This window comes from Marinobacter xestospongiae, assembly GCF_023156385.1.
Classification (GTDB): domain Bacteria; phylum Pseudomonadota; class Gammaproteobacteria; order Pseudomonadales; family Oleiphilaceae; genus Marinobacter; species Marinobacter xestospongiae.
On sequence record NZ_JAKZAK010000004.1, the window covers coordinates 51,708 to 77,892 of the forward strand.

Sequence of the window (26,185 nt, forward strand, 5' to 3'; positions counted from 1 at the left end):
TTCTGTGCACCTTTTGTGTGCTAACCTCTTAAAAAATCGGATTCATTGGAGCCAGTGATGGACCAGAACAACAGCATCGAGGCGCTGCCATCAAGCGTTGATCAGCTCTTGCCCTACATTTTCTCGCACATGGATGATGCTGTGATTATCGCCAACAGCGATCGGGAAATGGTGACCACCAATGATGCCGCAAGACTGTTGTTCGGATACAACGAGCAGGAAATGGAGGGCAACAAGACCCTGATGCTGTACGCAAACTCCGACGACTATGCGGACCAGGGGAGGAAGCGCTTTAACCAGGCTGCACAAGCGGCCGGTGAAGCCTATGTCACTTCCTATAAGCGCAAGGACGGCACGGTGTTTGATGGCGAAACACTGGGCGGGGCGGTCAGGGACAAGTCCGGTCAGGTTCTGTTTTTCATCGGGATTGTAAAGGATGTCTCTACCAGGGTGGCCACCGAGCAAACCCTTAACGAGCTGCACTCCATCACGTCTTCCCGTGCACTGGACTTTGAGCAGCGGGTTGATGCGATGCTGAAGCTGGGCAGTCGGCACTTCGGCCTGCCGATTGGCATCTTCAGTAAGATTGAAGGCAACACCTACACCGTGATGCAGGCCATTCATCCGGAAAACGCGCTCACTCCGGGCATGACGTTTGAGTTGGAAGGCACCTACTGCAGCCATGTTTATGCGGCCAATAACACCCAGGGGTTCCACCATGTAGCGCACAGCTCCATTCAGAAGCATCCCTGCTATCTCAATTTCGGACTGGAGGCCTACCTGGGGGCGCCAATCTTCGTTGACGAGAAGCGCTATGGCACGCTGAATTTCTCGAGCCCCAGTCCAACCAGGCCTTTTATCCAGCAGGACTACGAACTGGTGAAGCTGTTCGCAGAATGGATCGGCCATGAGTTGGCACGACTTTACGATCTTAAAGCTCTGGAGCAGGCTCGGCAGGAGCTGGAGACCCTCTCTCAGACCGACCCATTGACGGGCCTCTACAACCGGAGACATATGGAAGGCGTTATGAACGAGGAGGTTGAGCGGGCGGCTCGCTACGCAAAGCCTTTGTCAGTGGCCTTGTTCGATTTCGATCACTTCAAACGGCTCAATGACACCTATGGCCATGCGGCCGGTGATGATGCCCTGAAGCTATTTGCCCGTACGGTAAAGGACGCTTCCCGCTGTGTCGATCTCTACTGTCGGTGGGGCGGTGAGGAATTCATCGCGGCTTTTCCGGAAACGTCCGCCTTAGATGCGAAAAAGCTGCTGGAGCGCATCATCAGCAAACTGAAGGCTGCAAATTTCTCGGCGAACAATGAACACATTGCACTGACAATGAGCATCGGGCTTACTGAGATCCGGCAAGGGGATTCTATCGACACTCTTATCCAACGAGCTGACGAGGCGATGTATGAAGCCAAGCATGGAGGCCGAGACCGAATCGTTACTCATCCTTGAACATTCGCCGACTTCTCTCAGCGACTCATGAGACCGAAGCAATGCGCAAACATTACCGATTGGTTCGCCCGCCAGAACGATCAAAATCGACTCTGAAATCGCTCCGCGATCCGGAAAATTCATGAATCGTTGTCGCCATGATGTCGCTGCCGAAACGCCGGCTCTGGCTCGAAACTGGTAACTGACTGTAAATAAGGGGAAAGAAATGGAGGCGCGGGTCGGAATCGAACCGGCGTACACGGAGTTGCAGTCCGCTGCATAACCACTCTGCCACCGCGCCGGGAAAGTCCGGTAGGAATCTGGACTTTATGCTCTCAGGTGGGCTGTGAGAGACTTGGATTTTCAACCGGTTGGACCGGAGGAAAAATTGGAGCGGGAAACGAGATTCGAACTCGCGACCCCAACCTTGGCAAGGTTGTGCTCTACCAACTGAGCTATTCCCGCTTTAAGTCACTTCGTTTGGCTGTTGCCGTTGAAGTGGCGCATATATTAATGGATTCCGGCGGAGAGTCAACCCCTTTTTTTCATTTTTTTCACTGTAACTGATTGATTACTTTATAGTCAGTCCGTTGACTGGGGATTTGCGCCCTGCTTCGCCTTGGCGGGAAACAGGTCCGGCCAGGCGGCACGCAGGTACAGCACCATGGACCACAGGGTCAGCGCCGCGGCGATGTAGAGCAGCACCGTGCCGACCAACGCCCAGCTGATACCAGGCGGGAACGCCAGCAACATGATGATCGCCACCATCTGGGCAGTGGTCTTGATCTTGCCGATGTAGGACACCGCCACACTGGCGCGGGAGCCCATCTCCGCCATCCATTCCCGCAGGGCCGAGATCACGATCTCCCTGCCAATGATGATAACCGCAGGCAGGGTGAGAATGGCGCTGTGGTGTTCTTCCACCAATACCGTCAGGGCCACCGCCACCATCAGTTTATCGGCCACCGGATCGAGGAAGGCGCCGAACGGGGTGGCCTGGTTGAGGCGGCGCGCCAGGTAGCCGTCCAGCCAGTCGGTGGCGCCTGCCAGCGCAAAGATCGCGGCGCTGACGCTGAAGCGCCAGTCGACCGGTAGATAGAACACCGCCACGAAGACCGGGATCATGACAATTCGTGACATCGTCAGTATGTTGGGCAGATTCATGAAGTCCTACTCATCGTGCAAGGCCGCGTAGATGCTCTCCGCCAGCGTTTTGCTGATGCCTTTCACCTTGGCAATCTCGTCAACGCTGGCCTTGCGAATTTCCTGGATACCACCGAAATACCGTATCAGCTCCCGGCGGCGCTTGGCGCCCACTCCGTCGATCCCTTCCAGGGTGGACTGCCGTCGTTTCTTGTCGCGACGAGCCCGGTGCCCGGTAATGGCAAAGCGGTGCGACTCGTCCCGTATGTGCTGGATCAGGTGCAATGCCGGTGAGTCGGCGGGCACCCTGAATACATCGCCTGTCATGGCGTCGATCAACTGCTCCATTCCCGCTCGCCGGGTCACGCCTTTCGCCACACCGATCAGCGGAATGTCGGAAATCTCAAGTTCATCAAAGACTTCCCGAGCAATATTGAGCTGGCCTTTACCACCATCGATAAACACCAGGTCCGGCCGCTTGCCCTCGCCCGCAGCCACCCGCCGGTAGCGCCGGGTCAGTACCTGGCGCATGGCGGCGTAATCGTCACCGGCGGTGATGTCTTCGATGTTGTACAGCCGGTAATCGGATTTCAGCGGACCATTCTCATCAAAAACCACGCAAGATGCGACCGTATTTTCGCCATGGCTGTGGCTGATGTCGAAGCATTCCATCCGTGCGGGGGTCTCGGTCAGCTCCAGCAACTCCCGCAACGCCAGCAGGCGACGGTAGACTGTTTCCTTGCTGGCGAGGTGGCTCAGCAGGGTCTGGCGGGCATTGGTGGTAGCCAGTTCCAGCCATCGCCGACGCTCGCCACGCACGTTGCCGCGGATGCGCACTTCGCGCCCGGCGGCTTCGCTAAGAGCCTGGGCCAGCAGCTCCCGGCCATCCACGTCCGCATCCACCAGCACGTCCCGGGGTATGTCCCGTTTGACGTCGCCACCGAAGTAAAACTGGCCCAGAAAGGCACTGAGCAACTCGCCTTCTGACTGCTCGAGGGAGAAACGGGGGAAGTAATCCTTGGTGCCAAGCACCCTGCCCCCGCGCACGATGATGACCACCACACAGGTGATGCCGGCGTCCTGTGCCAGAGCGATCACATCGGCATCGCCCCCCTCGGCCTCCACCGACTGCTGTTCCTGTACGTGGCGCAGATGGTTGATCTGGTCCCGATAGGCCGCTGCCTGCTCAAACTGGAGCGCCTGGGAGGCCTGCTCCATGGCGGTCATCAGATCCTGGATGATCGCCGGGTTCTTACCTTCCAGGAACATGGTGGCATGGCGAATGTCTTCCAGGTACGCCTCTGGCGATACAAACTCCACACAGGGGGCGGTGCAACGGTTGATCTGATACTGCAGGCAGGGCCGGGTTCGGTTGCGGAAGTAGCTTTCACTGCAGGATCGGATCTTGAAGATCTTCTGCAGGATGTTCAGGCTTTCACGCACCGCACCAGAGCTGGGGAACGGTCCGAACCAGGTGCCTCCGCCCTTTTTGCTGCGCCCGCGCCGAAACGTCAGTGACGGGTAGTCCTGATGGGACGACAGGTAGATGTAGGGGTAGGACTTATCGTCCCTCAGCAGAATGTTGTACGGCGGCTTGAGGGACTTGATGAGGTTCTGTTCCAGCAGCAGCGCTTCCGTCTCGCTGCCAGTGATGGTGACCTCGATACGCTCAATCCGGGCCACCAGCGCTTCGGTTTTCGGCGCCAGACCGGTCTTGCGGAAGTAGCTGGAAACCCGCTTGCGCAGGTTGCGGGCCTTGCCCACGTACAACACCTGATCCTCCCGGTCATACATGCGGTAGACGCCGGGACGTTCAGTCAGTTGTTTGAGAAAGGCCTTGCTGTCGAAGCCCTGGGGAGAAGCGGTGTCAGACCTTGTCGGCATCGAGCAATCCGAGCCGGACCGCCATCAGGGCCAGTTCCACGTCGCTGGAGATTTCCAGCTTCTCAAAGATCCGATAGCGGTAGGTGTTCACGGTTTTGGGGCTGAGGCACAGCTTGTCTGAGATGTCCTGCACTTTCTGGCAGTCCACCACCATCATGGCAATCTGCAGCTCCCGCTCAGACAGGCGATCGAACAGGCTTTCTCCGGGCTCTTCGCCCACATCGCCGCCCAGGTTCTTGAGCGCCATTTTCTGGGCAATCTCGGGACTGATGTAACGCTGGCCGGAGTGGGCCATGCGGATCGCCCGAACCATCTCGCGGATATCCGCCCCCTTGGTAATGTAAGCGGTGGCACCCGCCTGCATCACCCGGGTGGGATAGGGATCGTCCGCACAGGCGGTCACCACAATGACCCGGATGGAGTCATCAATGCGGAGAATGCGACGGGTGGCCTCAAGTCCCCCGATGCCGGGCATGCGAATGTCCATCAGCACGATGTCCGGGCGATTCTGTCGCACGGCATCAATGGCGTCCTCGCCGGAGGCCACCTCGCCAATCACTTCGATGTCGGCGTCGTCCACCAGCATCCGGGTGATGCCGGAGCGCACCAATTCGTGGTCGTCGACAACCAGTACCCTGATCAAATCTCACCTCTCGCAAGGCTGTTTTTACGCCGGAAAGTTCGGGCCAGAAGATAACGGGATTGTAACGCCTGAGAAACGAGAGCGATAGTAACGTCTCGCAATTCCGGGATTCAGGCAGCCCTGACGAGGTCAGGCAGGATGGGGCTGGCCGAGACCTGCGGTGTTCTCGACCGGGTCGAACCAGACCACCAGTTCACCACGTTTCACCGCGGCCATCACGCGGCTCTGCTCTCCCATGGGGGACTCCTGCTCGTTCAGGCCGTGGTATCGGGTGCAATATTCCGCCACCAGGCCTTCGAGCTGATCTGCGGTCAGCAGGTCGGTGTCGACAATAAAAGGTTCCTGGCGCGGGTCCGGGGCTGACATGACACCTCCTGGCGTTGAGCGTGAAGTTCGCCAGTATACTACCCAGCGGTGGTAAAACTCGATGCCAATGATGTCATCGAACGGGACGCTTCCCGGAGGCCGTCACTCACCTGTCGGGTATTGGCCACACTGTCCGTCAACAGTCCGGCGCTTTCATCCAGAGCCCGGGCGCGACGCCCCACCCGATCGATCTCTTCACGCTGCAACGCGATTGCACCGTTGATCTCTTCACTGTGTCTGGCCAGCTCCTCAAACTGCGCCCTCAGCCCACCAAGCTGCAGCTTCAGGACATCCAGGCGCTCGCTGTTGCGACTGCCGGCATCACGCATGTCCGCCAGCAGCGACTCCACCTCGCGAACACCGTTTAGCAGATCGTTCACCCACTGGCGGATCTCACCGGTTGACTGACCGGTACGGCGGGACAGGTTGCGCACTTCGTCGGCCACCACCGCAAAGCCGCGTCCGCTCTCTCCTGCCCGCGCAGCCTCAATGGCGGCATTCAGGGCCAGCAGGTTGGTTTGCTCGGCAATGTCGGCAATAACACCAATCACCTGCTCGATCTTACCGGAGGAGTCGTTCAACACTGAGATGGAGGTAGCGACCCGGTCGATCACCGTCATCGCATGTTCGGCGGCCTCCTCACTCTGGCGCAACCCGTCCTGCACTTCCCGGTTGCTCTCCACCGCGGTCCTGACGGTGGCGTCGGAAGCCTGGGTGGCCTGTTCGATGGCCGAAGCCTGATCGGCAATGGCAGCCATCGACTGGTTCACATCGCTGATTTGCTGACGGGTGCGGCCGGTCGAGGCCTGAACCTCTTCAGCCTGTGCCTCCAGGGTCTCGGATCGGTCACTGACGCTGAGGGCGGTGTGGCGGATATCGTGAATAAACTGTTCAAACCGGCCGACCAGCCCGGACAGGGCTGATCCAACGCCCGCCACCTCGTCGCGGCCTGAAACCACCGGCAGGCAGGTAAGGTCGGAACTGGCCTCCATGGCCCGCAAGTCCCTTTCCATCCGCTGCAGCCGGACGATCACCAGCGCCCGCAACCACAATGTCATCGCCACTATGGCAATCAGAAAGGCCACGGAACCCACCACCAGAATGCGCTGTTGTTGCACCAGGAACGCCAGCAGGTCCGAAGATTCCTGCTCAACATCGGCGCGACTGGCCGCTCGCCGCTCGGCAATGGCTTTAAGCATTGGGTCAAGCGACGGGAACAGCTGGAAGTCCACCACCTTGCCGGCCTGGTAGTAGCTGCGCTCCTCGATCCCCTCCTGCAACGCTGCCAGCAACGCCTCCACTTTCTGGTAAGCGCCTCGGTGTTCGTCAGCCCATTCCGCCAGCGAAGCCGAGCGCTGCACCCGCTGCCAATGCCGGGGAACCTCGGCCTGGATGCGCCCAAACTCGGTGTCAATCTCATCCCACAGCAGCAACTGGGCCTTGATCCGGTAGGCCAGGTCCTGCAGGTGGCGGTGTTCCGCTTCCAGATCACTGAGCGCCCAGGAATCCGTCAGGCTCTCCTGCACCAGCTTATGGGTGGCCTGCTCCGCGGTCGTCATGATTGTCCATGCCAGCGCCGCCAAAGCGGCCAGCGCCAAGATCGACAGACTGGAAAAGAACAGGATGCGGCTGCGGACGGTTCTGAGCATGGGATAACCCCAGGAAAACGACATGTAAACGCAGGGTATGACTTTTTTATGACGGTATAATTGCAGAACCAGCGCCCGGTTTCTGACAACGTGACCGCCGCCCTTGGCAGCTCAACTGGAATAATCTAATATCATTCGGTTTTAAGAGCCCTCCATGATCCCCAACATCTTTCGTCTGACCCTGCCGATCCTCTTCGGCTATGTGCCGCTGGGCACTGCTTTTGGCGTTCTGTTCGCCACCCAACTCGATTACGCCTGGTGGCTGGCGCCGCTGATGGGGGTGGTGATCTATGCCGGTGCGGGGCAAATTCTGGCCGTCAGCCTGCTGGCAGCCCACGCCGGGTTGCTGGAAGTGTTTGTCGCCATGCTCGTGCTCAATGCCCGCCATGTCTTCTATGGCCTGTCGCTGCTGCGGCAGTTCCGTGGTGCCGGCCTCAAGAAGCTCTATCTGATCTTCGGGCTCACCGATGAAACCTATTCCCTGCTGACCACCCGACCGCGCGGAGGCTCGCCTCAGGAAGAGCACCGTACTGACGTCGCCATCACCTTTGCCAACCAGATTTACTGGGTCCTTGGCTGCGCCATTGGCGCGCTGCTCGGCCGTTCGGTGGAGTTCGACAGCACCGGCATCGAGTTTGCGCTGGTTGCGCTGTTTATCGTGCTCGCCATTGAACAGTTCAAGGCCCTGGGCAGCCAGAAGCCCCTGTGGATGGGGGCGGCGGCGGCCGGTCTCGCCCTGGCGCTGCTGCCGCCGGCACAGCAGTTGATTGGCGCCATCGTGATGGTGACCGCCGCCCTGTTGCTGCAATACAACCTGCAGCGGAATACCACGTTGACCCGGGAGGCCAACCATGACTGAACCGATGTACCTGGCCGCCTTTATCGCCGTTACCGCCCTGGCCACCTTTCTGACCCGGGTTACGCCATTCGTGTTTCTGTCACGGCACAGCGAACACCCGCTGCTTCAGCATCTGGGCCAGTTTCTCCCCGCAGCGGTGATGACTCTGCTGGTGATCATCTTCCTGCACCGGTCCGCCCACTGGTCAGCCCCAACCTTCGGACTGGATGCCATTGGGCCGGCATTGGTGGTGGTTGTGCTGCATCTGTGGAAGCGACACGCCCTGCTCTCAATTGCGGCAGGTACGGTCTGTTATATGCTGGTACAGCAGTTCTAGGTACCTTCTCTAGACTAGAACCCTCTGCCCCACACCTAAGGAGCCTCTGATTAGCTCTAACAGGGAGAATCACCATGAACAACGAACGCTGGACACTTCTCATCCACGGCCGGGTCCAGGGCGTGTACTATCGCGCCAGCACGGTTGAAACCGCCGGCGAGCTTGGGCTCACCGGCTACGCCCGAAACCTGCCTGACGGCTCGGTGGAAGTGGTTGCCGAGGGCGACAGGGAAGCACTGGAGCAACTCCACCGCTGGTGCGAGCAGGGACCACCGGCAGCCCGGGTGGATCGAACCGAGGTGGCACGCTCGGAAGCCACCGGTGAGTTCGGCACTTTCGACGTCCGCCGGTAACCTGCAAATTTTTTTCATCAATTTCAGAATTCGGTGTTGCCAAATCCGGATAAAACCATTAAAGTTTGCGCCCTCAAATGAGCGAGGACATCGCTGATTTGAAACAGTTTATTGGAGAGGTGGCCGAGTGGCTGAAGGCGCACGCCTGGAAAGTGTGTATACGTTAATAGCGTATCGAGGGTTCGAATCCCTCCCTCTCCGCCAATTAAAAAGCCCAGCTAAACCGCTGGGCTTTTTTTATGCCTGAAATTCCGGATGACAACCAAGTCCGAACATAGCTGCCCAGCTGCACATCCCTGAACCACCAACCCTCAGCCTACTCCCAATGGCACTGGCCCGATCATGGCACTACCGCGCCAGCCGCAACATCGCGCGAGATATCGACCTGGCGCGAGAAAGCAGACCAAACGCCATCAACAGCTCAACCCCCGTCGAAACCATCGCCGCCTTGCTGTCAGCATCAAAGTGAAGCCGAGCGCCTGAATAAGACTCTCCGGCAGCCATCTGCCAATACGTAAGCCAGTACACCGCATCTGCAATCGCGAAATACAGCAGGTACAGACCAATTGCCAGCACCAGAACAACCAGAGAGCCCTGAACATCCAATGGCTTCAGCGACTGATCCATATCCTCGCGTATCACAAATGCAGTCACCGCCAGCGGGAAATACCAAAGCAGAACCGAGACCAGCAGCGGGCAAAGCACCAGCATGCCCGCAAACACAGCGGATACGTCATACCCACTAATCGCCCCGGTTGCCATCACCTCAAACAGCAGCAAAAGCTGCCTTACCGCATAGATTGCAAGCCCAATTGCAAAAAGCCGAACCAGAACCGCAAAAAAGTGGGAAATTTTCATTGCTAATACCTGTCGTCATCCTGACTTTGCTTACTCCACCACACGAACTTCTCATGAGCCGCAGCAGACACTACCACACTCCTTTCACGAACCCAGCCCGGAACTCTTTGCCGGCTCAAGATCGAGATCTTCAGCACCCCGCCACATTCAGAGCAACAAACGTCACCGGCCAAAGGCCTCACATCGCGACGCCATCGCTTCCCGTGAAAATGATAGGAAAGACCATTACGGGTCAGGCGGACCAACTCAATAGTGATACGGCCATCTTCCCAGCCCACATAGGCTAATCGCTCGCGATATAGGTGCATCCCCACCTCGAATCCCTGACCTTCCCGACAACCCGCCCCATCGACTGTCCCTATTGAATCCGGAGAAACTCAACACGGGCTCACGGAGATGGCAGATCCCAACCACTCAAGCACACTATTGATTATCTCGGCCGTAATCCTGGCTTTGTTCATTGCTATATCAATCAGGAAGGCAAAGATCACCAACACATAGACCAGATACCCCAAACCCATATAATCGTTGTACAAGATGGTAAAAAACCAATCCTGACCGAAAACATAGATAGCCGATGAAATCAGAGTGGCCACAAGCAAAAGAAGGCCCGGTATGCACAGATGTGCCGCCGCCTGCCGCTTGAGAACAGAAACCCCAAGCAAAATCGCGAACAAGGCAAGATTTGAACCCAGAAATACCCTCAAGTCGGCCTTCAGGCCGCTAACGATCTCCCTGTACTTACGCTTTACGAGATCGCCAACCGTATCTTCGGTAAGGCGGACAGCCTGGATACGATCCAGCAACTCAAGCGCCGCCGTTTGGGCAAACACTTTCTGCTTCTCGCAGCCAGAGCGACACATTTCGTCAATAACGCCGGCAATCTTCTCGGGCAGATCATTCGCCAATGCCTCTGTGAGCGGCGCGCTCTCAACCCCAAGATCTCCAGCGATTCTCAACGCCCGCCCCGTTAGCGTGGATTCGGCTACCGACTGGAGCTTCTCGCGAACCTCGACTTCAACACGATCTTTTACGAACTCGAGGGCGGCCTCTTCGACCGTCGCTGGCGACAGAAAGGTGACCGTAAACAGGGCGCCGAACAACAGCACCCCAAGCACTCCCATGACCCTTAATATGATAATCACTGCTTCCCTGCTCCTTGCTGCATCTACCCATCATCCCTGAGACCAGTCAGTCGTTACAATGCGATAAGAGCCCGGCGAGAGTCCGATCACCCATCATCACCGTCATCGCCCCCAAACAAATAGCCAATCCCAGCCGGCAGGTATTCCCGACCGACATACATAAAAAACACGCCCACAATCGTCAGCAGGATGGATTCAGGCACGTCGAGCAGATTGTCTTCCGGCGGTATCTGATCCTGAAGGCCAATAGACAGGACTCCCAAAACAGCGAAACAGATACCAAGCCAACCCAGAATCAACTTCATTGGCAGCCTCCCCCCAAAAAAATCAGACACTATCGCCAGAAACTCTGCATAGATCTTTGAATGATTGCCAATCAGAATCCGTTGAGATATTAAGCCTTACCCGGTCCGATTGGTCGCCGCTCTCTCGCACATCCACACTACGGCAAGGTAATCCGGTTGATGGAACCGATCGCCTCCCCCGTCCAGATAAATTCGTAATGGCAGCTCTGGTGTATTCGCCGCACCGACCTGGGCGTGAACAGACCCCAGCAATGCGCACCCGGTCGTCGGACGGCGTGGTATCGGAGGCCGTTTACATCGGACTGCTGCCGGAGGGATCGGCCTGCCGCCTGGGAGGCCTGGTAGCTGTCAGGGTCATAGATTGGGTCGTCCGGCGGCAGGCTGGTTGCGTCGCAGATGCCGGTGGTCTGGAAGGCACATACCAGGCCGCGAAACACCAGGCGGTCAAAGGCAAGGTTGTGCACGCCCTGCCAGTAACGCTGCTGGTGATAGGCCACTTCGGCGATGGCGGTCTCCATCGCATCGGCGATGTAGAGCACACCAAACTGGCCGTCGTTGAATCGACCGCCATCCGGATTGACGTGGGTAAACGGCGCCGTAGCATACGAGCAGCCATCGATACCGAACGGGATCTCATCCAGCCGCACCAGGTTGAGGTCGCCCACCTCGGCACGCAGGCGGGGGTTGGTCAGTGCCTGAAGCTGATAGAGCGCCTCAAAGTCGTCAGCATCGGCAACATCTTCAAACAGGTCGATGGGCGGGAACTTGGAGTTGACCAGGCGGTAGCCGCTGGCCTCTCCGTCCGCCATCCGTGGCAGCGTCGTGTAGTCCGTCACCATAGCCCTCCGCGCAAGGCGTCAATACGTTTGAAGGTCTCGTAGAGATCGGCGAACTGGCCGGAGCCGATCACCGCCAGCGGCGTGCGACCGTTGAAATAAGGGTTGTCATTGGGCAACGACATGAACCCGTAAACGTTCTTCGGGTTGTCAAACAGAGTCCGCAGGCTGGCGTGGATATTGAGCACATAGCTGAGCCGCTCAAGCTGATCCCGTGAAAGGCTGGCACTTTGGGGATTCTGGCGATAGCGGTAGAGGGCCGCCCGGGAGATACCGAGGATGTGCTGAACCTGAGTGGTGGAGCAGCCCCATTTATCCAGGATGTTGAAGACAACCTTCAGACCGGTGACAGCCTGGCTGTCCCGGGGTTGTTGATTGGCAGCGGAATGCATGGTTCACCTCACGAGGCATTTGTCTCATTATGGACATAATGATTACACAATGTCTATCTGAGACATCTATGATGTCGCCCCCAACCAGGCGGCACCACGGACACCAGACGAATCCCCGTGCGTCGCCACCACAACTGGAGTCTCACACTCTCCGCCAAAAACATACTGCGCCAGTTGCCCCGGCACAGCACGGACCACACCGGAGATGTTGGAGAGCCCACCTCCCAGCACAATCACATCGGGGTCCAACAGGTTGATGACGCCCGCCAGCCCCCGGGCCAGATGATCCACGTAGGTTGCCATGGTCGCCTGAGCGCGGGCATCGCCATCTGTCGCGGCGGAAACGATGGCGCGACTGTCACAAACTTCGCCGTGGACCAGGCGATGGCTTGCCGCCAGCCCGGGGCCAGAGAGGAAGGTTTCGGTGCAACCGAAGCGGCCACAGAAACAGGGGCGCTCCCGGAGGGTGCTCTCCGGCGTCCATGGCAGCGGGTTATGCCCCCACTCCCCCGCCACGCCGTTGGGGCCGGTCAGCACCCGGCCATCCACACTGACACCGGCACCACAACCGGTGCCCAGAATAGCCGCAAACACCACCGCAAAACCCCGCCCGGCACCGTCGGTGGCCTCAGACAGCGCCAGGCAGTTGGCGTCGTTGGTAACCGCGACAGGTCTCTTGAGCAGAGCCCGCAGGTCGTCCGCCAGAGGCTGGCCGTTGAGCCAGGTGGAGTTGCCGTTCTTCACCAGCCCCGTCAGGCGGGACACCGAACCGGGAATACCGACCCCCACCGGCAAACCGGAAACCCCCGCCTGCCGCTCGGCGTCCGCCACCAGTTCGGCAATCAACGACAGGGTAGCGCCGTAATCACCGGCAGGTGTCGGGCGACGATGGCGAAACCAGGTCTGACTGTGCTGATCCATCAGGATGACTTCGGTCTTGGTCCCACCCAGATCCACCCCCACCAGCCAGCCGGATTCGCGTTGCGGGTGAGCGCGTGCAGCCGAACGATTTGACACAGACATACTCTTAGACCTTGGTTTTCTTTCTAACTCTGCGGAAATTGGCGACAATTACCACCCAATATCTCACCACCGCCGCACTATGAACCTGACCAGCCTGTTCTTCCATACTCTGGAAACCACCCTGCCCGTCTTTGCCATGGTATTCATGGGTCTGGGACTACGCCGGGCCGGCTGGATCGACGCCGCCTTTATCAACACCGCCTCTGCCCTGGTGTTCAAGGCAACCCTGCCCACCCTGGTGTTCCTCAGCATTGTGCAGGCGGACCTCGAAAGCGCATTCAACCCGGCTCTGCTGGGCTATTACCTGGTGGCAACGCTGGGGTCGTTCCTGCTTGCCTGGCAGTGGGCCCGCTGGCGTGTCGCCCGGGAGGATCGGGGGGTCTACGTTCAGGGCGCCTTCCGCGGCAACTGCGGCATCGTCGGCCTGGCACTGGCAGCCAATCTCTACGGCGATTACGGGCTGTCGGCCGGTGGCATCCTGCTTGGGGCGGTGATCATTTCCTACAACGCCCTGTCGGTGGTGGTGCTGACCACCTATCAGCCAGGCAAACAGGCGAACTGGCGCAGCATCCTCCACGATATCCTGCGCAACCCGCTGATTCTGGCGGTGCTGGCAGCCATTCCGGTGGCCTGGTCCGGCGTTACCCTGCCGAACTGGATTGAAATCAGTGGCCAGTATTTCGCGTCGCTGACCATGCCACTGGCCCTGCTGTGCATTGGCGGCACGCTCTCCCTTCACGCCATCCGCAGTGACAGCCGGGTTGCCTTCAGCGCCAGCGTCATGAAAATGGCGGTGCTGCCCGCGCTGGCAACCACCGGCGCCTGGCTGGCCGGGTTTGAAGGTCAGGAACTGGGGCTGATGTTCCTGTTCTTTGCCAGCCCGACCGCCGCCGCCAGCTTTGTCATGGTCAAGGCACTTGGCGGCAACGACCGACTGGCCGCCAACATTGTTGCCCTCACCACACTGCTGGCCAGCATCACCGTCACCGCCGGCATCTTTATCCTCCGGGTGACGGTGGGCGCCTGAACGCTATTCCGGCCGCGGAATAGTCAACACCTCACCAAAGGTGACGTACTCGCTGCCGCCCAGCCGGCCAATGGGGTCCACCGTGGCGGCATCCACGGTAAAGCGGCCGTCTTCGGCGAGCTTGGCGGCGGTATCATCAACGTACAGCTGGCGAATGCGCCCGAACACCAGCGTCTGCGGCGCGGCGCCAATTTCCTGAATGTCATAGAGTTCGCAGGCCATGGCAATGCGGCAATCTGCCAGCCGGGGTACCGCAAAGCCGTCGAAGTCCACCAGCTCCAGACCAATTCGGTCCAGCTCCGACTCTCCGTGGGGCAGCCCGCGCGAGGTTTCCGTCATTGCCTGCGCCAGCTCCCGATGGGCAATGTGCACGGTGAACTGTTTGCGGGCCTCGATGTTGGTGCGGGTATCCTTGAACTCCCCTTCGGGCTTGCGTCCCACAGACAGCATCAGCAGTGGCGGATTGCTGGTAATGGCCGTGAAGAACGAAAATGGCGCCAGGTTATAGTCGCCATCCGGGTTTTCGCTGAGCACCCAGGCCACCGGGCGGGGAATGAGCGTCTGCGTGATGGCGTGATAGATCTGGCGGGAAGGCATGCCCTCAAAATCCATAATCATGGATACACTCCTCAGTACAGGTGAGGCAAGAGGGTAACAGGCGGCCGGGCGCCCTGTCCGCAGACACTCGCCCGGCGCCACTGGCAGGCACTATTTCTTGCGGTAGATGATACCGGGCTGGCACTGCACCATTTCGTACAGGTCCGGCAACCCGTTGAGGGACTCCGACGACCCCAGAATCAGGTAACCGCCAGGGTTCAGGGTGGCGTGGATACGGGTCAGAATGTCCCGCTTGAGCTCCGCCGAGAAGTAGATCAGAACGTTGCGACAGAACACCACATCAAACTTGCCAAACATGTAGCGCTCCAGCAGGTTGAGCTCCTTGAACTCCACCATGCTCTTGATCTGCGGTTTGATCTGCCAGCCACCGTTGGGCGAGGCTGCAAAAAACGCTTTCTGCCGCTCAGGGGACAGCCCGCGACCAATCGCCAGCATCTCGTACTCCCCCCGCCGGGCCACGTCCAGCACACTCTTGGAGATATCCGTTGCCGTAATGCGAACATCCCGCAACTTGCCTGGCCGCATGCGCCGGTACTCATCCACCACCATGGCAATGGAATAAGGCTCCTGGCCGGTGGAACAGGCCGCCGACCAGATCCGCAACGACCCCGCCGCTTTGCGTTCGGCAAACTCCGGCAGCAGCTTCTCATTGAGAATGCGGAATGGGTGGTTGTCGCGGAACCAGAGGGTTTCGTTGGTGGTCATCGCATCGATGACGGTTTCCCTCAGCGAGCTGCGCCCCGGCCTCTGCATGCGATTAAGCAGATCAGTAATACCAGAGACCTCATGTTCCTCCAGGATGCGACGCAGCCGGCTCTTCACCAGGTATTGCTTGTTGTCGCCCAGAAGGATGCCGCACGCGTCCTGCAGGAACTTCTTGAAGGCCTCATATTCCTGTGGCGTGATGTCTGCTTTCATTGGTTCTCTTTGCAGTTGGTTCGGTAAATTCACGGTCATCAAAGGTTATCGATGATGTGCATGACCCGCTCAGCAAGCTCGTCGGGGCTGAACTTCGCCATGAAGTCATCAGCACCCACCTTCTCTACCATGGCGCGATTGAACACGCCGCTTAGGGACGTATGGAGCATGATGTACAGGCCGCTCAGTGACGGATCGGCTTTGCAGTTGGTCACCAAGGTGTAGCCGTCCATCTCGGGCATTTCAACGTCAGATATCATCATCGCCAGGTGATCGGTGACGTTGGAGCCGTCCGCGGTGATCTCCTTGAGGAATTCCAGCGCTTTCTTGCCATCGTTCTTGGTGATGACTTCCAGACCTACCGCCGTCACGCATCGTTCGATCTGACGCCGGGCGACGGAGGAGTCATCCACCACCAGCACCGGGCGCAGGCCACCGCGGTCCCGCTCGTTCCGACTCAGGACGTCCTCGGTGACATCTTCTTCCATTGGAGAAACCTCTGAAAGTATCTTTTCTACATCGATGATTTCAATAAGCTTATCGTCGAGTTTTGTTACTGCTGTGAGGTAAACCTCGCGCCCTGCCCCTTTTGGCGGTGGCAGGATATCCTCCCAGTTCATGTTGATGATCCGATCCACGCCGGCCACCAGGAAGCCCTGGGTCTTGCGATTGTACTCGGTGATGATCACGAAACTGGTGGGCAGATTTTCTTCCGGTACGCCGGGCAGCCCGATGGACATGCCCAGGTCGATGATCGGGATGGTTTCACCGCGGATATGCGCCACCCCCCGAACCACACTGCGACTGTTGGGGATCGCCGTCATCCGGGGACACTGCAGCACCTCTTTTACCTTGAAGACGTTAATGCCATAGACCTGCCGACCCCGCAGACGGAACAGCAGCAACTCCAGCCTGTTCTGTCCAACCAGCTGGGTTCGTTGATTCACACTATCCAATACACCTGCCATTACCTAGATCTCCCGCGTCTGCTTACCAATCAACCGGCACGGATATTGCCTGATTACTGTTAACGCCATCATACCGCCAGGAATTTGACCTGGTCTCTGGAAATAACGGCCAAGGGCCGAAAAAGCTGAGCAGTTTCATCCGTAAAACCGGTAATCGCGCACGATACTTAGAGCATAGGACAATCTGATGCATATGCGCACCATCATTTTGCTGACCCTGGTTCTGGCTGCCACCCCAACGGTGGCGGCGACCACCGCCGAGCAGATCCGTCAGGCCGCCAACCGCTTTCTGGGCGAGTTCGCCGAAGAGCTGTCGGCATCGGGCTATGAGGTCCGCTCAGAGGTTGGCCGGCTCGACCCGCGCCTGGCGCTGGCGCCCTGTGCCGAGCCGCTGGCCGCCAGCTTTACCGGCGACCCCTGGGAGAGCAATCAGCCCACCCTGCAGATGCAGTGTGAGGGTCAGCGCCCCTGGCGCATGTTCCTGCCGGTGTCGGTGACCATTGAAGGTGAACTGTACAGCGCCACCCAGCCCATCGGCCGTGGCGAGCGTTTGACCGAATCGATGATCGAGCGCGTCAGCGGCGTGATGAACGCCAGTCGGCGACGCCCGATCACCCAGCTCGAGGATCTTCTCGGCAAAGAAATGACCCGCTCGATCAACCGTGGCACCGTGCTGACCCCCAATCTGGTGGTTGAGCCGGACGCGGTGCAGCGGGGCGACCATGTTATTATCACCGCCCGCTCCGGCAACTTCACGGTCAATTCCCGCGGCAAGGCTCTGGCCAATGGACGCCCGGGCGAGCAGGTCATGGTGGAAAATCTGTCTTCCTCCCGCCGAATTCGGGGACGGGTTGTCGCCCCGGGTCGGGTGGAAATTCCGATGTAGCGACGACCAGCCGAAGCGGCAAACAATCGCCGCCCGGCAAATAAGAAGCGGCACCCTGTTGCCCAGACTGAGAGCGATAAGGAGTACAGGCTGGCAGTCGCATTGGCACGTGGAACCTGCGAACATTGCGTGAGATCAAAACATGAAAAAGTTCGCTAAAGATTCATTCCACCCTGCCGATAGACGAGTAACAGGTAAATTCAGCAGGGCCACGCACTGTGGCCAGACACCGTTAAGCAGGTAACGCCATGTCAGTTGACTTCAATGGAATTGGCCCCGGCCAGGTCAACACCCAGAAAACCACGGCCGACAAGACCGGTTCCGCCCCCAAGCAGCCGGCAACTCCCACCGAGCAGGCGCAACAGACCCAGAATGCGCGCGGCGAGAGTGTGAAACTCAGCAGTCAGGCAAAAGACCTGAAGCAGGTAGAACAGCGCCTCAGTGACTATCCCGAGGTGGACGACGAACGCATCGAACAGATCCGTAACGCCCTGGCGGACGGCTCCTACAAAGTCGATGCTCAAAAGCTGGCCCAGAAAATGCTTGATATGGATAAAAGCATTTTCGGATGATGAATCATGGCCGCAGTCAACACGCTGAAGAACCTTCTGAACGATGATATCCGCCAGCTGAACGAACTGGCGGATCTCCTCAAAACCGAGAAAGAAAAGCTGGCGGAATCGGACATTGCCGCCCTCGAACCCCTGACCCAGCAAAAGAATGACCTGCTGGGACAGATCCGGGAACGGGCCAAACGCAAAATTCACGTACTGGTGGAAATGGGTTACCGCCCCAACAGCGGCAGCCCTTCCCGCTTTATCCAGAGCAGTGGCGTGGAAGACCTGATCAAGCCCTGGCAAGCCGCCGAGAATGCCATGACGGCCTGCCACGAACTGAACAGCGTCAATCATCGGGTGGTCACCCATGTGCAGAAGCGACTGGCGCGTCTCAGCGATATCTTCCGTGGCACCAGCGGCCAGCAGAAGCTGTATGGCGCCACCGGTGAACAGACCTCGATGAACCATCGCACCATTCTGGCCAGCGCCTGAGCGAGCCGTTCAGTCCACCTCAGGCAACCAAAAAAGCCTCCTGGATCAGGAGGCTTTTTTATGCCCATTCAACCGGTTAGCGTGGCGTGATGGTAATACTTGAATTGGCGCTGAAGCGGATGTCACTGATGATGATATTGCCCATCGAAGGCCCTGTGCCGCCGGCAACGCGAATATTGTCCATGCGAATCTGCTCGATACGCTCCGGCAAAGCCAACTGTAACGAGCCGTCGCTGCCCAGATGGAAGCGCGACTCGCCCTCACGATAGTGCACACCGGAAATCGACATATCGGAATCCAGGAAATGGGTAATTGGCACAAAGGCGCCGGCCACCATCTTCAACCCGTCAAGGGCATCTTCAGGCGCATCGCCGAGCGAGTCGCCACCGGTTTCCTGGGCGGTGACGGTGCGATCACGCAAGGTCTCAAGACGTTGCATGAAATCGTCCGCGGCGCGGCCAACCGACTCTGACATTTCAACATCAGTCAGCGGTTCAAACCCCGACTGATCGTAGAACTCCCCGGCTTCCTGGTTGCTGTACTGGCTGGAACCGTTATTGGAGGCAAAGCTGACCAGCGGCTGAAACGGCAGCACCACCATGGTGACAATCGCCGCAGCATTGCGATAACGGGACTGATGCTTGAGAACCCGGTGCAGCTCCTTCTCGGTGATCCAGCCAGACTGGACAAAGACTTCACCCAGGCGCTGACCGGTCTCGCGTTGGACTTTGAGGCCCGATTCCAGCTGGGCTTCGGTCAGGTATCCCCGGCCAACCAACAATCGTCCGAGTCGTGATTTTTCCTCATGACCGTGACTGATGTTCACAAGATCCTCCACTGAGTAACTGACGCGTACCGTACAGCCCGGCCCGGTTGTTGAGACAATGATGTTCGCAATGGCAACTGTGAGTACAGAAACGATTCACTCCGTTGTGTTACCGGAAGTTAATCGTTGCTCAGCGGTTACTTACCCGGCTGGCCGACATTGCTGTGACTGGTTCTGTAAGCGTAGCTGAAGGATGGCCCCGGGGCCTCCAAATGGCACGGATTCAGCGTATTTCTGATAGACTTCGGCCTCTTATAGGCTCTTTCTTGTTTTACACAACCCGAGTTAACCACGAGGTCTGGTATGGTGACGACAGTGAAAAGGCAAAATCTGGTAAAATCACGGACAAATGCCCTCAAATCCCTGACATTTTCCACCGTTTGCCTGTTTTTGGCCGCAACCGCGCCGTCGCTTGCGAGTGCGGACACCTTGCCCAAAGTAAGCATCCAGACATCCGAAGGTGCCATGCAGCTGACGCTGCGCCCTGACGTGGCGCCGGAAACCGTGGAGAACTTCCTCGCCTATGTCGACAGTGGCTTCTACGAAGGCACCATCTTCCATCGGGTGATTCCCGGCTTCATGATCCAGGGCGGCGGCTTTGACGCCTCCATGAACCGCAAACAGACTCGCGATCCGGTGCGCAACGAAGCGGTCGCCACGCTCAAGAACCTGCGGGGCACCATCGCCATGGCGCGCACCAACGATCCCGATTCCGCCACGTCCCAGTTCTTCATCAACGTGGTGGACAACCCCTTCCTCAATGCTGGTGTCCGTGGTGCCGGCTACACCGTGTTTGGCCGTGTAACCGAGGGCATGGGCGTTGTTGATGCCATCGCCGCCAAGCAGACCGGCCGTCGCAACGGCATGTCGGATGTACCGATGCAGGCGGTCACCATTGAGCGCATCAGCCGGGTCGACGCCGACCAGCAATGAACAATCCTTCCCTGTTGCCGCCGGCCATTGAGCCGGCGGATCTGGTCTGGCGTGACGGCGTCCCCGAATCGCAACAGTTTGGCGACGTCTATTTCAGTCGTGACGACGGCCTCGAAGAAACCCGCTACGTCTTCCTGCAACACAACCGACTGGCCGAGCGGTTCGCCAATGTCGAGCCTGGCCAGGCCTTCGTGGTGGCAGAGTCCGGATTCGGTACCGGGCTGAACTTCCTGGCCACCTGGCAGCAATGGCGCGCCAGCAATCCCCCCAGGGGGGCGGTGCTGCACTTTGTCTCGGTCGAACGCTTTCCGCTGACCGCCAGCGATCTGGTGAAAGCGCACCAGTTGTGGCCGGAACTGGCAGACCTGGCCAGCACTCTCCAGGCCCACTACCCGGCCCTGGTCCAGGGTTGTCACCGTCTGGTGCTGGACGGCGGCCAGGTGCGGCTGACGCTGTTCTTTGGTGATGCCCTGGACGGCTGGCAACAGCTGAACTTCCAGGCCGATGCCTGGTTCCTCGACGGTTTTGCCCCCGCTCTGAACCCCGATCTCTGGGTCGATGACGTAGTGGAAGCCGTACGTCGTCACAGCCGGCCCGGCACCACTGTGGCCACCTTTACCGCAGTGGGCCGGGTTCGGCGGGCGTTGATTGCGGCCGGTTTTGCCATGAAGAAGGTGCCGGGTTTCGGTCGCAAACGCGACATGCTCGCCGGCCACTTCCAGCCTGACTCAGCCAAATCGACGGCGCCTGACAGTCACCCGGCGGCGGTCACCATTATTGGTGCGGGCATTGCTGGCTGCCTGCTGGCCAGAAACCTCGCTGAACGCGGCATCAACGTCACGGTGGTCGACGCCGGCAACGGACCGGCATCGGCCGCTTCAGGTAATCGTCAGGGTGCGCTTTACGTCAAACTGGGCGTGGAGCACAACGATCAGACCCGGCTGGCGCTCAGCGCACTGCAGTTCGCCCAGCGCTGTTATCGACCCTACAAGGACCAGGGCTGGCACCCCTGTGGCGTGTTGCAACTGGCCGACAATGAGCGCGAGCAAGAGCGTCAGGCCAAGTTTCTGCAGCGTAACCACTACCCCGAAAGCCTCACCCGCCCGGTGAGCGCCGCGGAGGCCAGCCAGTTGGCCGGCATTCCACTGCAATCCCCGGGACTGTGGTTTCCGGCAAGCGGCTGGCTGTACCCGGCGGAGGTATGTCGCCAGGCCCTTGAGCATCCGGCGATCCAGTGTCGCTTTGACGTTGCGGTCAAACGCATAGAGCGCCAGGCCGACCAGTGGAGCCTGGTCACCGCCGAGGGCTGGCAACACCAGACCCAGGCGCTGGTGCTGTGTGGCGGCCATCTCAGCGGCCAGTTACTCCCGGAGGGCCTGCGCTCCCGCTTCAAGACCATTCGCGGTCAGGTCACGCTGCTGGAGGAAAACACGCTCAACGCCCCCAATACGGTGATCTGCGGCAGTCGCTATCTCAATCCGGCCTGCCAGGGACAGAGCCTGACCGGTGCGACCTTTGATCTGCACGACGACACCCCGTCGCTGTCGGCCAGCAGCCAACAGGAGAACCTGGAGGCCCTGGAAACCATGCTGCCCGGTGTCCTCAATCAACCGGTCGACCGCTTTGACGCATTGTCCGGGCGAGTAGGATTCCGCTGCACCACTCATGATTACCAGCCCGTCGCAGGCAAGGTGGTAACCGGCCAGGCGGCAACCGATGACACCGCCGGCGGGCTGTATCTGCTGACCGGCCTCGGCAGCAAGGGCCTTGCCTACGCACCGTTGCTGGCGGAGTATCTGGCGGATTGCCTTAGCAACCAGCCGCAGGCTCTGCCCGCACCATTACAGTTCCGTGTTCGGCCCGAACGCTGTGTGACTCCTGCTGACCACTGACAGCCCTTAGCCGCCCCGGGCACCACGGGCTGGCCCGGGGCTTCCCCACCCTCAACTTCCGTGTAAACTGGCCGTTAGAGTCAGTAAGGACGTCCGTCTCCCGGAGTGGAGGTTAATCGCGGGAGTCATTGCCATGTCGATACACGTCAGTGAACCGGGCCGCCCGGTGGGAACCCGGCTGCCAGAAGTTTTCCGAAACCGGCCGGTGGGCAACGTCACCGAACTGGAACCGGAACACGCCATCAATCCCCGGCGCAGCGATGCGACCGATGCCGAAGTCATCAATGCACAATGGTCCACCCGCCGACGGGCTCTGGAAGAGTACGGCCAGGTGACCGGTCAGGATACCGATACCGAGGGCAGCTACCTGCCGGCGTCGCGTCTGGCGTCCACCTCACTGATCTCCCTGCCGGCCTCAGCCAGCCTGGAAGAAGGGCTGGCCGCCATGAACCGTCACGACATTGATCACCTGGCCGTCACCGCGGACCAGAGTGTTGCCGGGCTGGTGGATCGCCAGTGGATTCTGAACTGGGGCCACGACCATCCGGATCAGGGGCTGGCAGAGAGCTTCAGCCATATTGAACTGCCGGCCTTCCTCACCGCCACACCGGAAACGGATGCCCATCAGCTCGCCCGCCTGATGCTGGCGCACCATCTGGATGCCGCCCTGCTGATTGATCGCGATGGCACGGCTATCGGCATCGTCACCGGCACGGATTTCCTTCGTCTCTATGCCGAGGCCAGCCGCCACGAGGGCAGCGTCTAGTGTCCCGTCTGGTTAATTCGTTGACTTACTGAGCACTGACAACCCGAAGAACTAGGCGTACTGGTGACGGTTTGGTGGCTCAGGGCCCCGCGTTGAGCTGCCGACCGTCGCCGCTGAACAACACCAGATGCCAGCGGCGATTGCCTGGGTTGCCGCTTTCCACCAGCGCAGTAATTTCCTCGTTGCGGTACTCGCCCAGACGCACAACGGTGGCATTATCGATGACTGCCTGACTGCGCCAGACCACCTCACCGATCTCTTCGTTCTGACCACCATCGCCATCGCCATCGCCGTTTCCGTCATCCCCGTCGCCGTCATCTCCGTCGTCACCATCATCCCCGTCACCGCTATCGTCATCCTGGGTACGGGAAAGGGTAATGCGGGCCAGCACTGGCTGAGGCTGTCCCTGAGGATTGCTGGCATCTTCGGCAAAAACGCCGTCGCTACTGCCGGCAACAATGACGTCGCCATCCAGCAGCGCCGCAACCCGGAACGCCTCCGTTGCAACATCGTCGGCATCGTTGAGGGCAATCGCGCCGTTGAGCAACCCGGAGGGCGAGTAGCGCAACAGGAAGCCGGCCTGGCTGTTGGTTGCCGTGCGCATCAGGGTCAACTCGCCGTTACCATTGCCGTCATCATCACCGGCCTCCTCCGCTGCATACAGTCCGCGGGAATTGCCTAATAGCCACAGCAGGTTGTCGTCCAGCACCATGGCCGTGCCGTTGTCATCCGCATCGGTGCCCACCTGAGTCACATCCAGCGGTTGACTGGCGTCGAGTACGTCGTAGAAATACAGGTCCTGACCGCCCAGCTGAGATTCACCGGCCACGGCGCCAGCGGAGCTGCCCGCCAGTAGCACACCGTTCTGGAACAGGCTGCCACCCACCACCTGGTCATCCAGACCGGAACCGCCCTGCTCGGTCCACGCCACCTCAGGAACCAGCGTGTCGCCTTCCAGGTTGCTGTCGATCCGCTGGGCAAAGCTGTCAACGCCACCCGCCGCACTCTGCTCCGGCCAGGCTCCGGTGGTCTCACCGGTAATCATCACGGTGTTCTCTTCGGTCAGCCCTACCCAGCGGGGAATATCGTCGCCGCCACTGCCACTCTGAATACGCCACGTCTCCACATACGCCGGTGGCTGCGCCGCCGTGTCGAAACGGAACAGCACGGTCACCAGGTCGATGCCACCAGCATTGGTTTGTCCCGCCAGGGCATCGCGGGTGCCCCAGGTCACCAGCAGTGAACGCAGGGAGTCCTCCCCCACCCGCTCTTCCTGATAGCTCAGCAGCGGGGGCGCTTCGGCTGCAACTGCCGCGTTCGGGAAAACGGTTTCGCCCAGGGAAGGCTGTCCCAGCCGGTCAAAGATCCGCACCATCGGAGCGCCATCACTGCGCCGATACCCTGCGACAAAGCTGCGGCCGTCGTGAGCAACCAGCAGGTCAGAAGCGACAAAGTCCGACTCCTCTGCCACCGGCGCTACCCCGGTCAGCTCATTCAGGGACACTCGCAGAGCGGTGTCCGGCGCGGCACCGGCAAAATTCTCCCGGCCGGCCTGGTAGACCTGATCGATCACCAGGTTGGCGAATTTGTCGTTCGCCAGCAGGTTGGTGTAGTTCGCCGGCACCACCAGGCGGAATCGGCGCTCCAGCTCCCCGGCGGGGAAATCCAGCCGGCGGCTGTTCTGCCACTGGCCGTTGCCGTCACGAACCTGGATGCGGTAGTCATTTTCAATCAGGGCAGTGGAAGCCTCGCCACCGTTGAGCTGAACAGAAAAGGTGGTGTCCCGCTTGCCGTCCAGTGTGACCCGGTACTCCGGGCTGACGAACTCAGCACCGCCTCCGGCATTGATCACGTCACGACTGTTGCCCTGCAGGGTCTCCAGGATCGCCCGTGGCTCATCGTCCTCGATACTCAGGCCAAGATCGAGATCGGTATCGTTGCCGAAGCTGGCCAGCCCCTCACGAACCTCGGTCATGCTGACCCGGAAAGTCTCATTCTGCTCTGCGACGGTGTCGTTGATCACCTCAAGACGGATGTAACACTCGGTGATTCCCGGCGCCAGGGTGATAAGCCCCTGAGTGTAGTGGCCGTCGTCATCGGTCAGATACTGCAGGTATTCCGGTACTGGCAGGTCATCCGCGCTGTTGCTGCCCCACAACACCACATCACGTCCGATGATGGCATGGTTGCGATTGTCCTGGCCGTATTCGCACTGCTGATGGGGGGCCGACACGCCGTTATCGCAGCGCTCGGGCTGGAACCCGCTGTCGAGTTCAAAGGCGATGGTCACCGGAATGACGGACGGCTGCTCCAGGGTCACCTTGACCGCCAGCGGTTCAGTGACTTCGGTCCGTTCTTCACTGCCAATCAGGCTGCCATCCTCGCCGTACAGGTTCCGGGTATAGGTATGACGGCCGGAAGCCATCACCGGCGGCTCGCAGTACGTGCTCGGGGTGTCGTCATCGCTGCTATCGGCGTCATCATCACTGTCAGCATCCGGATCGCCCAGATCGCTGCCATCCGCCGTGCCTTCCACCACACTGGCCGCAGTCATGGTGATCTCGTTCTCCCGCACCTCAACGGAGAACGGCTGCAGTCCGACCCGGTTGCCATCGGTCGTCAGCAGGGTGATGTTCTCGGTCTTGCCCAGATCCTCCGGGCCGCGTTCGCCACCGGTGATGCCCGGCACACCGCGCATGATGATGCCCTGACGCGCCTTGTTGCTGGTGTCTTCCAGCCCCAGCCAGGTGGGCGCATTGCTCAGCGAGTAATCCAGGATGCGATCACCACCATCGGCGCCAAAGTTGTAGGCGTATTCCACCCCGAGATAGGCCGTGGGTGGCGGCACACCAATCACCTTGGGATCATCGGAGGACTGTTCGGTCTTACACCCGGCGAGACTCGCCAGGGCGACGATGGTCAGAAGCGGGACCGCACGACGACGGCCAGGGCAGGAAGGGAAATCGGCACGCATGCATACATCCGTTTGGCAGATTATTGTTATCGGACGGCGTGTTACACACCGTTACAGATAGCCACCATGGTAATGAATAAACCCCGATGGCTATCTGCGCGAGTTCTCAGATTCTA

The 26,185-nt window shown here is 59.5% G+C and carries 27 protein-coding genes and 3 tRNA genes; 12 read left to right on the forward strand and 18 right to left on the reverse strand.

What is annotated here, in order from left to right; genetic code table 11:
- Nucleotides 1-57 precede the first annotated feature (57 nt).
- Nucleotides 58-1,461 (forward strand): bifunctional diguanylate cyclase/phosphodiesterase, encoded by a 1,404-nt coding sequence (locus MLD24_RS03625; protein WP_248164159.1) that lies wholly within the window; start codon nucleotides 58-60, stop codon nucleotides 1,459-1,461.
- Between the two features lie 206 nt (nucleotides 1,462-1,667).
- On the opposite strand, the gene MLD24_RS03630 is transcribed toward MLD24_RS03625, so the two are convergent.
- The 7 genes from MLD24_RS03630 to MLD24_RS03660 form a co-directional block, all read right to left on the reverse strand.
- Nucleotides 1,668-1,741: transfer RNA gene (locus tag MLD24_RS03630), tRNA-Cys, on the reverse strand.
- A gap of 88 nt (nucleotides 1,742-1,829) precedes the next feature.
- Nucleotides 1,830-1,905, reverse strand: a tRNA-Gly gene (locus tag MLD24_RS03635).
- A 117-nt stretch (nucleotides 1,906-2,022) separates the two neighbouring features.
- Nucleotides 2,023-2,604 (reverse strand): CDP-diacylglycerol--glycerol-3-phosphate 3-phosphatidyltransferase, encoded by a 582-nt coding sequence (gene pgsA / locus MLD24_RS03640; RefSeq protein ID WP_227171330.1) that lies wholly within the window; start codon nucleotides 2,602-2,604, stop codon nucleotides 2,023-2,025.
- A gap of 6 nt (nucleotides 2,605-2,610) precedes the next feature.
- Nucleotides 2,611-4,467, reverse strand: a complete 1,857-nt coding sequence (gene uvrC / locus MLD24_RS03645) for an excinuclease ABC subunit UvrC (RefSeq protein WP_248164162.1) — start codon at nucleotides 4,465-4,467, stop codon at nucleotides 2,611-2,613.
- Complete coding sequence (gene uvrY, locus MLD24_RS03650; protein ID WP_227171332.1) at nucleotides 4,451-5,110, reverse strand: UvrY/SirA/GacA family response regulator transcription factor; 660 nt, start codon at nucleotides 5,108-5,110, stop codon at nucleotides 4,451-4,453. The genes uvrC and uvrY overlap by 17 nt, the downstream gene beginning before the upstream one ends.
- A gap of 129 nt (nucleotides 5,111-5,239) precedes the next feature.
- Nucleotides 5,240-5,476, reverse strand: coding sequence for a YheU family protein (locus tag MLD24_RS03655; protein WP_227171333.1), 237 nt, complete (start codon nucleotides 5,474-5,476; stop codon nucleotides 5,240-5,242).
- A gap of 38 nt (nucleotides 5,477-5,514) precedes the next feature.
- Nucleotides 5,515-7,125 (reverse strand): methyl-accepting chemotaxis protein, encoded by a 1,611-nt coding sequence (locus MLD24_RS03660; RefSeq protein ID WP_248164165.1) that lies wholly within the window; start codon nucleotides 7,123-7,125, stop codon nucleotides 5,515-5,517.
- 154 nt (nucleotides 7,126-7,279) lie between these two features.
- Here MLD24_RS03660 and MLD24_RS03665 point away from each other — a divergent pair, with 154 nt between their 5' ends.
- The 4 genes from MLD24_RS03665 (at nucleotide 7,280) to MLD24_RS03680 (ending at nucleotide 8,857) form a co-directional block, all read left to right on the forward strand.
- On the forward strand, nucleotides 7,280-7,984 hold the full coding sequence (locus MLD24_RS03665) for an AzlC family ABC transporter permease (protein WP_227171335.1): 705 nt from the start codon (nucleotides 7,280-7,282) through the stop codon (nucleotides 7,982-7,984).
- On the forward strand, nucleotides 7,977-8,300 hold the full coding sequence (locus tag MLD24_RS03670) for a branched-chain amino acid transporter permease (protein ID WP_248164168.1): 324 nt from the start codon (nucleotides 7,977-7,979) through the stop codon (nucleotides 8,298-8,300). The genes MLD24_RS03665 and MLD24_RS03670 overlap by 8 nt, the downstream gene beginning before the upstream one ends.
- A gap of 74 nt (nucleotides 8,301-8,374) precedes the next feature.
- Nucleotides 8,375-8,653, forward strand: a complete 279-nt coding sequence (gene yccX, locus MLD24_RS03675; RefSeq protein WP_248164171.1) for an acylphosphatase — start codon at nucleotides 8,375-8,377, stop codon at nucleotides 8,651-8,653.
- A gap of 113 nt (nucleotides 8,654-8,766) precedes the next feature.
- A tRNA-Ser gene (locus tag MLD24_RS03680) sits at nucleotides 8,767-8,857 on the forward strand.
- Between the two features lie 144 nt (nucleotides 8,858-9,001).
- Here the strand turns inward: MLD24_RS03680 and MLD24_RS03685 are convergent.
- The 6 genes from MLD24_RS03685 to MLD24_RS03710 all read right to left on the reverse strand — a co-directional run bounded on the left by MLD24_RS03685 (nucleotide 9,002) and on the right by MLD24_RS03710 (nucleotide 13,206).
- Nucleotides 9,002-9,511, reverse strand: a complete 510-nt coding sequence (locus tag MLD24_RS03685; protein ID WP_248164174.1) for a hypothetical protein — start codon at nucleotides 9,509-9,511, stop codon at nucleotides 9,002-9,004.
- A gap of 377 nt (nucleotides 9,512-9,888) precedes the next feature.
- Nucleotides 9,889-10,656 (reverse strand): hypothetical protein, encoded by a 768-nt coding sequence (locus MLD24_RS03690; protein WP_248164177.1) that lies wholly within the window; start codon nucleotides 10,654-10,656, stop codon nucleotides 9,889-9,891.
- Between the two features lie 86 nt (nucleotides 10,657-10,742).
- Nucleotides 10,743-10,961 carry a hypothetical protein gene (locus tag MLD24_RS03695; protein ID WP_248164180.1) on the reverse strand — a complete coding sequence of 73 codons (219 nt, stop codon included), beginning with the start codon at nucleotides 10,959-10,961 and terminating at the stop codon, nucleotides 10,743-10,745.
- Nucleotides 10,962-11,098: 137 nt separating this feature from the next.
- Nucleotides 11,099-11,770, reverse strand: coding sequence for an RES family NAD+ phosphorylase (locus tag MLD24_RS03700; RefSeq protein ID WP_425562369.1), 672 nt, complete (start codon nucleotides 11,768-11,770; stop codon nucleotides 11,099-11,101).
- 23 nt (nucleotides 11,771-11,793) lie between these two features.
- On the reverse strand, nucleotides 11,794-12,189 hold the full coding sequence (locus MLD24_RS03705; protein WP_248164197.1) for an antitoxin Xre-like helix-turn-helix domain-containing protein: 396 nt from the start codon (nucleotides 12,187-12,189) through the stop codon (nucleotides 11,794-11,796).
- A 66-nt stretch (nucleotides 12,190-12,255) separates the two neighbouring features.
- Nucleotides 12,256-13,206, reverse strand: coding sequence for an ROK family protein (locus MLD24_RS03710; RefSeq protein ID WP_248164200.1), 951 nt, complete (start codon nucleotides 13,204-13,206; stop codon nucleotides 12,256-12,258).
- An 85-nt stretch (nucleotides 13,207-13,291) separates the two neighbouring features.
- On the opposite strand from MLD24_RS03710, the gene MLD24_RS03715 reads away from it, so the two are divergent.
- Nucleotides 13,292-14,239, forward strand: coding sequence for an AEC family transporter (locus MLD24_RS03715; protein ID WP_248164203.1), 948 nt, complete (start codon nucleotides 13,292-13,294; stop codon nucleotides 14,237-14,239).
- Nucleotides 14,240-14,242: 3 nt separating this feature from the next.
- On the opposite strand, the gene MLD24_RS03720 is transcribed toward MLD24_RS03715, so the two are convergent.
- The 3 genes from MLD24_RS03720 to MLD24_RS03730 all read right to left on the reverse strand — a co-directional run bounded on the left by MLD24_RS03720 (nucleotide 14,243) and on the right by MLD24_RS03730 (nucleotide 16,743).
- Nucleotides 14,243-14,857 carry a flavin reductase family protein gene (locus tag MLD24_RS03720; protein ID WP_227171343.1) on the reverse strand — a complete coding sequence of 205 codons (615 nt, stop codon included), beginning with the start codon at nucleotides 14,855-14,857 and terminating at the stop codon, nucleotides 14,243-14,245.
- A 90-nt stretch (nucleotides 14,858-14,947) separates the two neighbouring features.
- Nucleotides 14,948-15,775: a CheR family methyltransferase gene (locus MLD24_RS03725; protein WP_248164206.1), complete on the reverse strand. Its 828-nt coding sequence runs from the start codon at nucleotides 15,773-15,775 to the stop codon at nucleotides 14,948-14,950.
- A gap of 38 nt (nucleotides 15,776-15,813) precedes the next feature.
- Complete coding sequence (locus tag MLD24_RS03730) at nucleotides 15,814-16,743, reverse strand: chemotaxis protein CheV (protein WP_227171345.1); 930 nt, start codon at nucleotides 16,741-16,743, stop codon at nucleotides 15,814-15,816.
- A gap of 187 nt (nucleotides 16,744-16,930) precedes the next feature.
- Between MLD24_RS03730 and flgA the strand changes: the two genes are divergently transcribed.
- The 3 genes from flgA to MLD24_RS03745 all read left to right on the forward strand — a co-directional run bounded on the left by flgA (nucleotide 16,931) and on the right by MLD24_RS03745 (nucleotide 18,678).
- Complete coding sequence (flgA, locus tag MLD24_RS03735) at nucleotides 16,931-17,629, forward strand: flagellar basal body P-ring formation chaperone FlgA (protein WP_248164209.1); 699 nt, start codon at nucleotides 16,931-16,933, stop codon at nucleotides 17,627-17,629.
- 248 nt (nucleotides 17,630-17,877) lie between these two features.
- Complete coding sequence (gene flgM / locus MLD24_RS03740) at nucleotides 17,878-18,201, forward strand: flagellar biosynthesis anti-sigma factor FlgM (RefSeq protein WP_227171347.1); 324 nt, start codon at nucleotides 17,878-17,880, stop codon at nucleotides 18,199-18,201.
- A gap of 6 nt (nucleotides 18,202-18,207) precedes the next feature.
- On the forward strand, nucleotides 18,208-18,678 hold the full coding sequence (locus tag MLD24_RS03745) for a flagella synthesis protein FlgN (protein WP_248164212.1): 471 nt from the start codon (nucleotides 18,208-18,210) through the stop codon (nucleotides 18,676-18,678).
- A 76-nt stretch (nucleotides 18,679-18,754) separates the two neighbouring features.
- On the opposite strand, the gene MLD24_RS03750 is transcribed toward MLD24_RS03745, so the two are convergent.
- The gene (locus MLD24_RS03750) at nucleotides 18,755-19,504 is read right to left on the reverse strand and encodes a cyclic di-GMP-binding domain-containing protein, MshE-related (RefSeq protein WP_248164214.1); all 750 of its coding nucleotides are present in this window, start codon (nucleotides 19,502-19,504) and stop codon (nucleotides 18,755-18,757) included.
- 303 nt (nucleotides 19,505-19,807) lie between these two features.
- Here MLD24_RS03750 and MLD24_RS03755 point away from each other — a divergent pair, with 303 nt between their 5' ends.
- The 3 genes from MLD24_RS03755 to MLD24_RS03765 all read left to right on the forward strand — a co-directional run bounded on the left by MLD24_RS03755 (nucleotide 19,808) and on the right by MLD24_RS03765 (nucleotide 23,095).
- On the forward strand, nucleotides 19,808-20,437 hold the full coding sequence (locus tag MLD24_RS03755; protein WP_282450432.1) for a peptidylprolyl isomerase: 630 nt from the start codon (nucleotides 19,808-19,810) through the stop codon (nucleotides 20,435-20,437).
- On the forward strand, nucleotides 20,434-22,329 hold the full coding sequence (mnmC, locus tag MLD24_RS03760) for a bifunctional tRNA (5-methylaminomethyl-2-thiouridine)(34)-methyltransferase MnmC2/FAD-dependent 5-carboxymethylaminomethyl-2-thiouridine(34) oxidoreductase MnmC1 (RefSeq protein ID WP_248164225.1): 1,896 nt from the start codon (nucleotides 20,434-20,436) through the stop codon (nucleotides 22,327-22,329). The genes MLD24_RS03755 and mnmC overlap by 4 nt, the downstream gene beginning before the upstream one ends.
- A gap of 133 nt (nucleotides 22,330-22,462) precedes the next feature.
- On the forward strand, nucleotides 22,463-23,095 hold the full coding sequence (locus tag MLD24_RS03765; RefSeq protein WP_248164228.1) for a CBS domain-containing protein: 633 nt from the start codon (nucleotides 22,463-22,465) through the stop codon (nucleotides 23,093-23,095).
- Between the two features lie 79 nt (nucleotides 23,096-23,174).
- Here MLD24_RS03765 and MLD24_RS03770 read toward each other — a convergent pair whose 3' ends face one another.
- Nucleotides 23,175-26,069, reverse strand: coding sequence for a hypothetical protein (locus MLD24_RS03770; protein ID WP_248164232.1), 2,895 nt, complete (start codon nucleotides 26,067-26,069; stop codon nucleotides 23,175-23,177).
- Nucleotides 26,070-26,185: the final 116 nt, after the last annotated feature.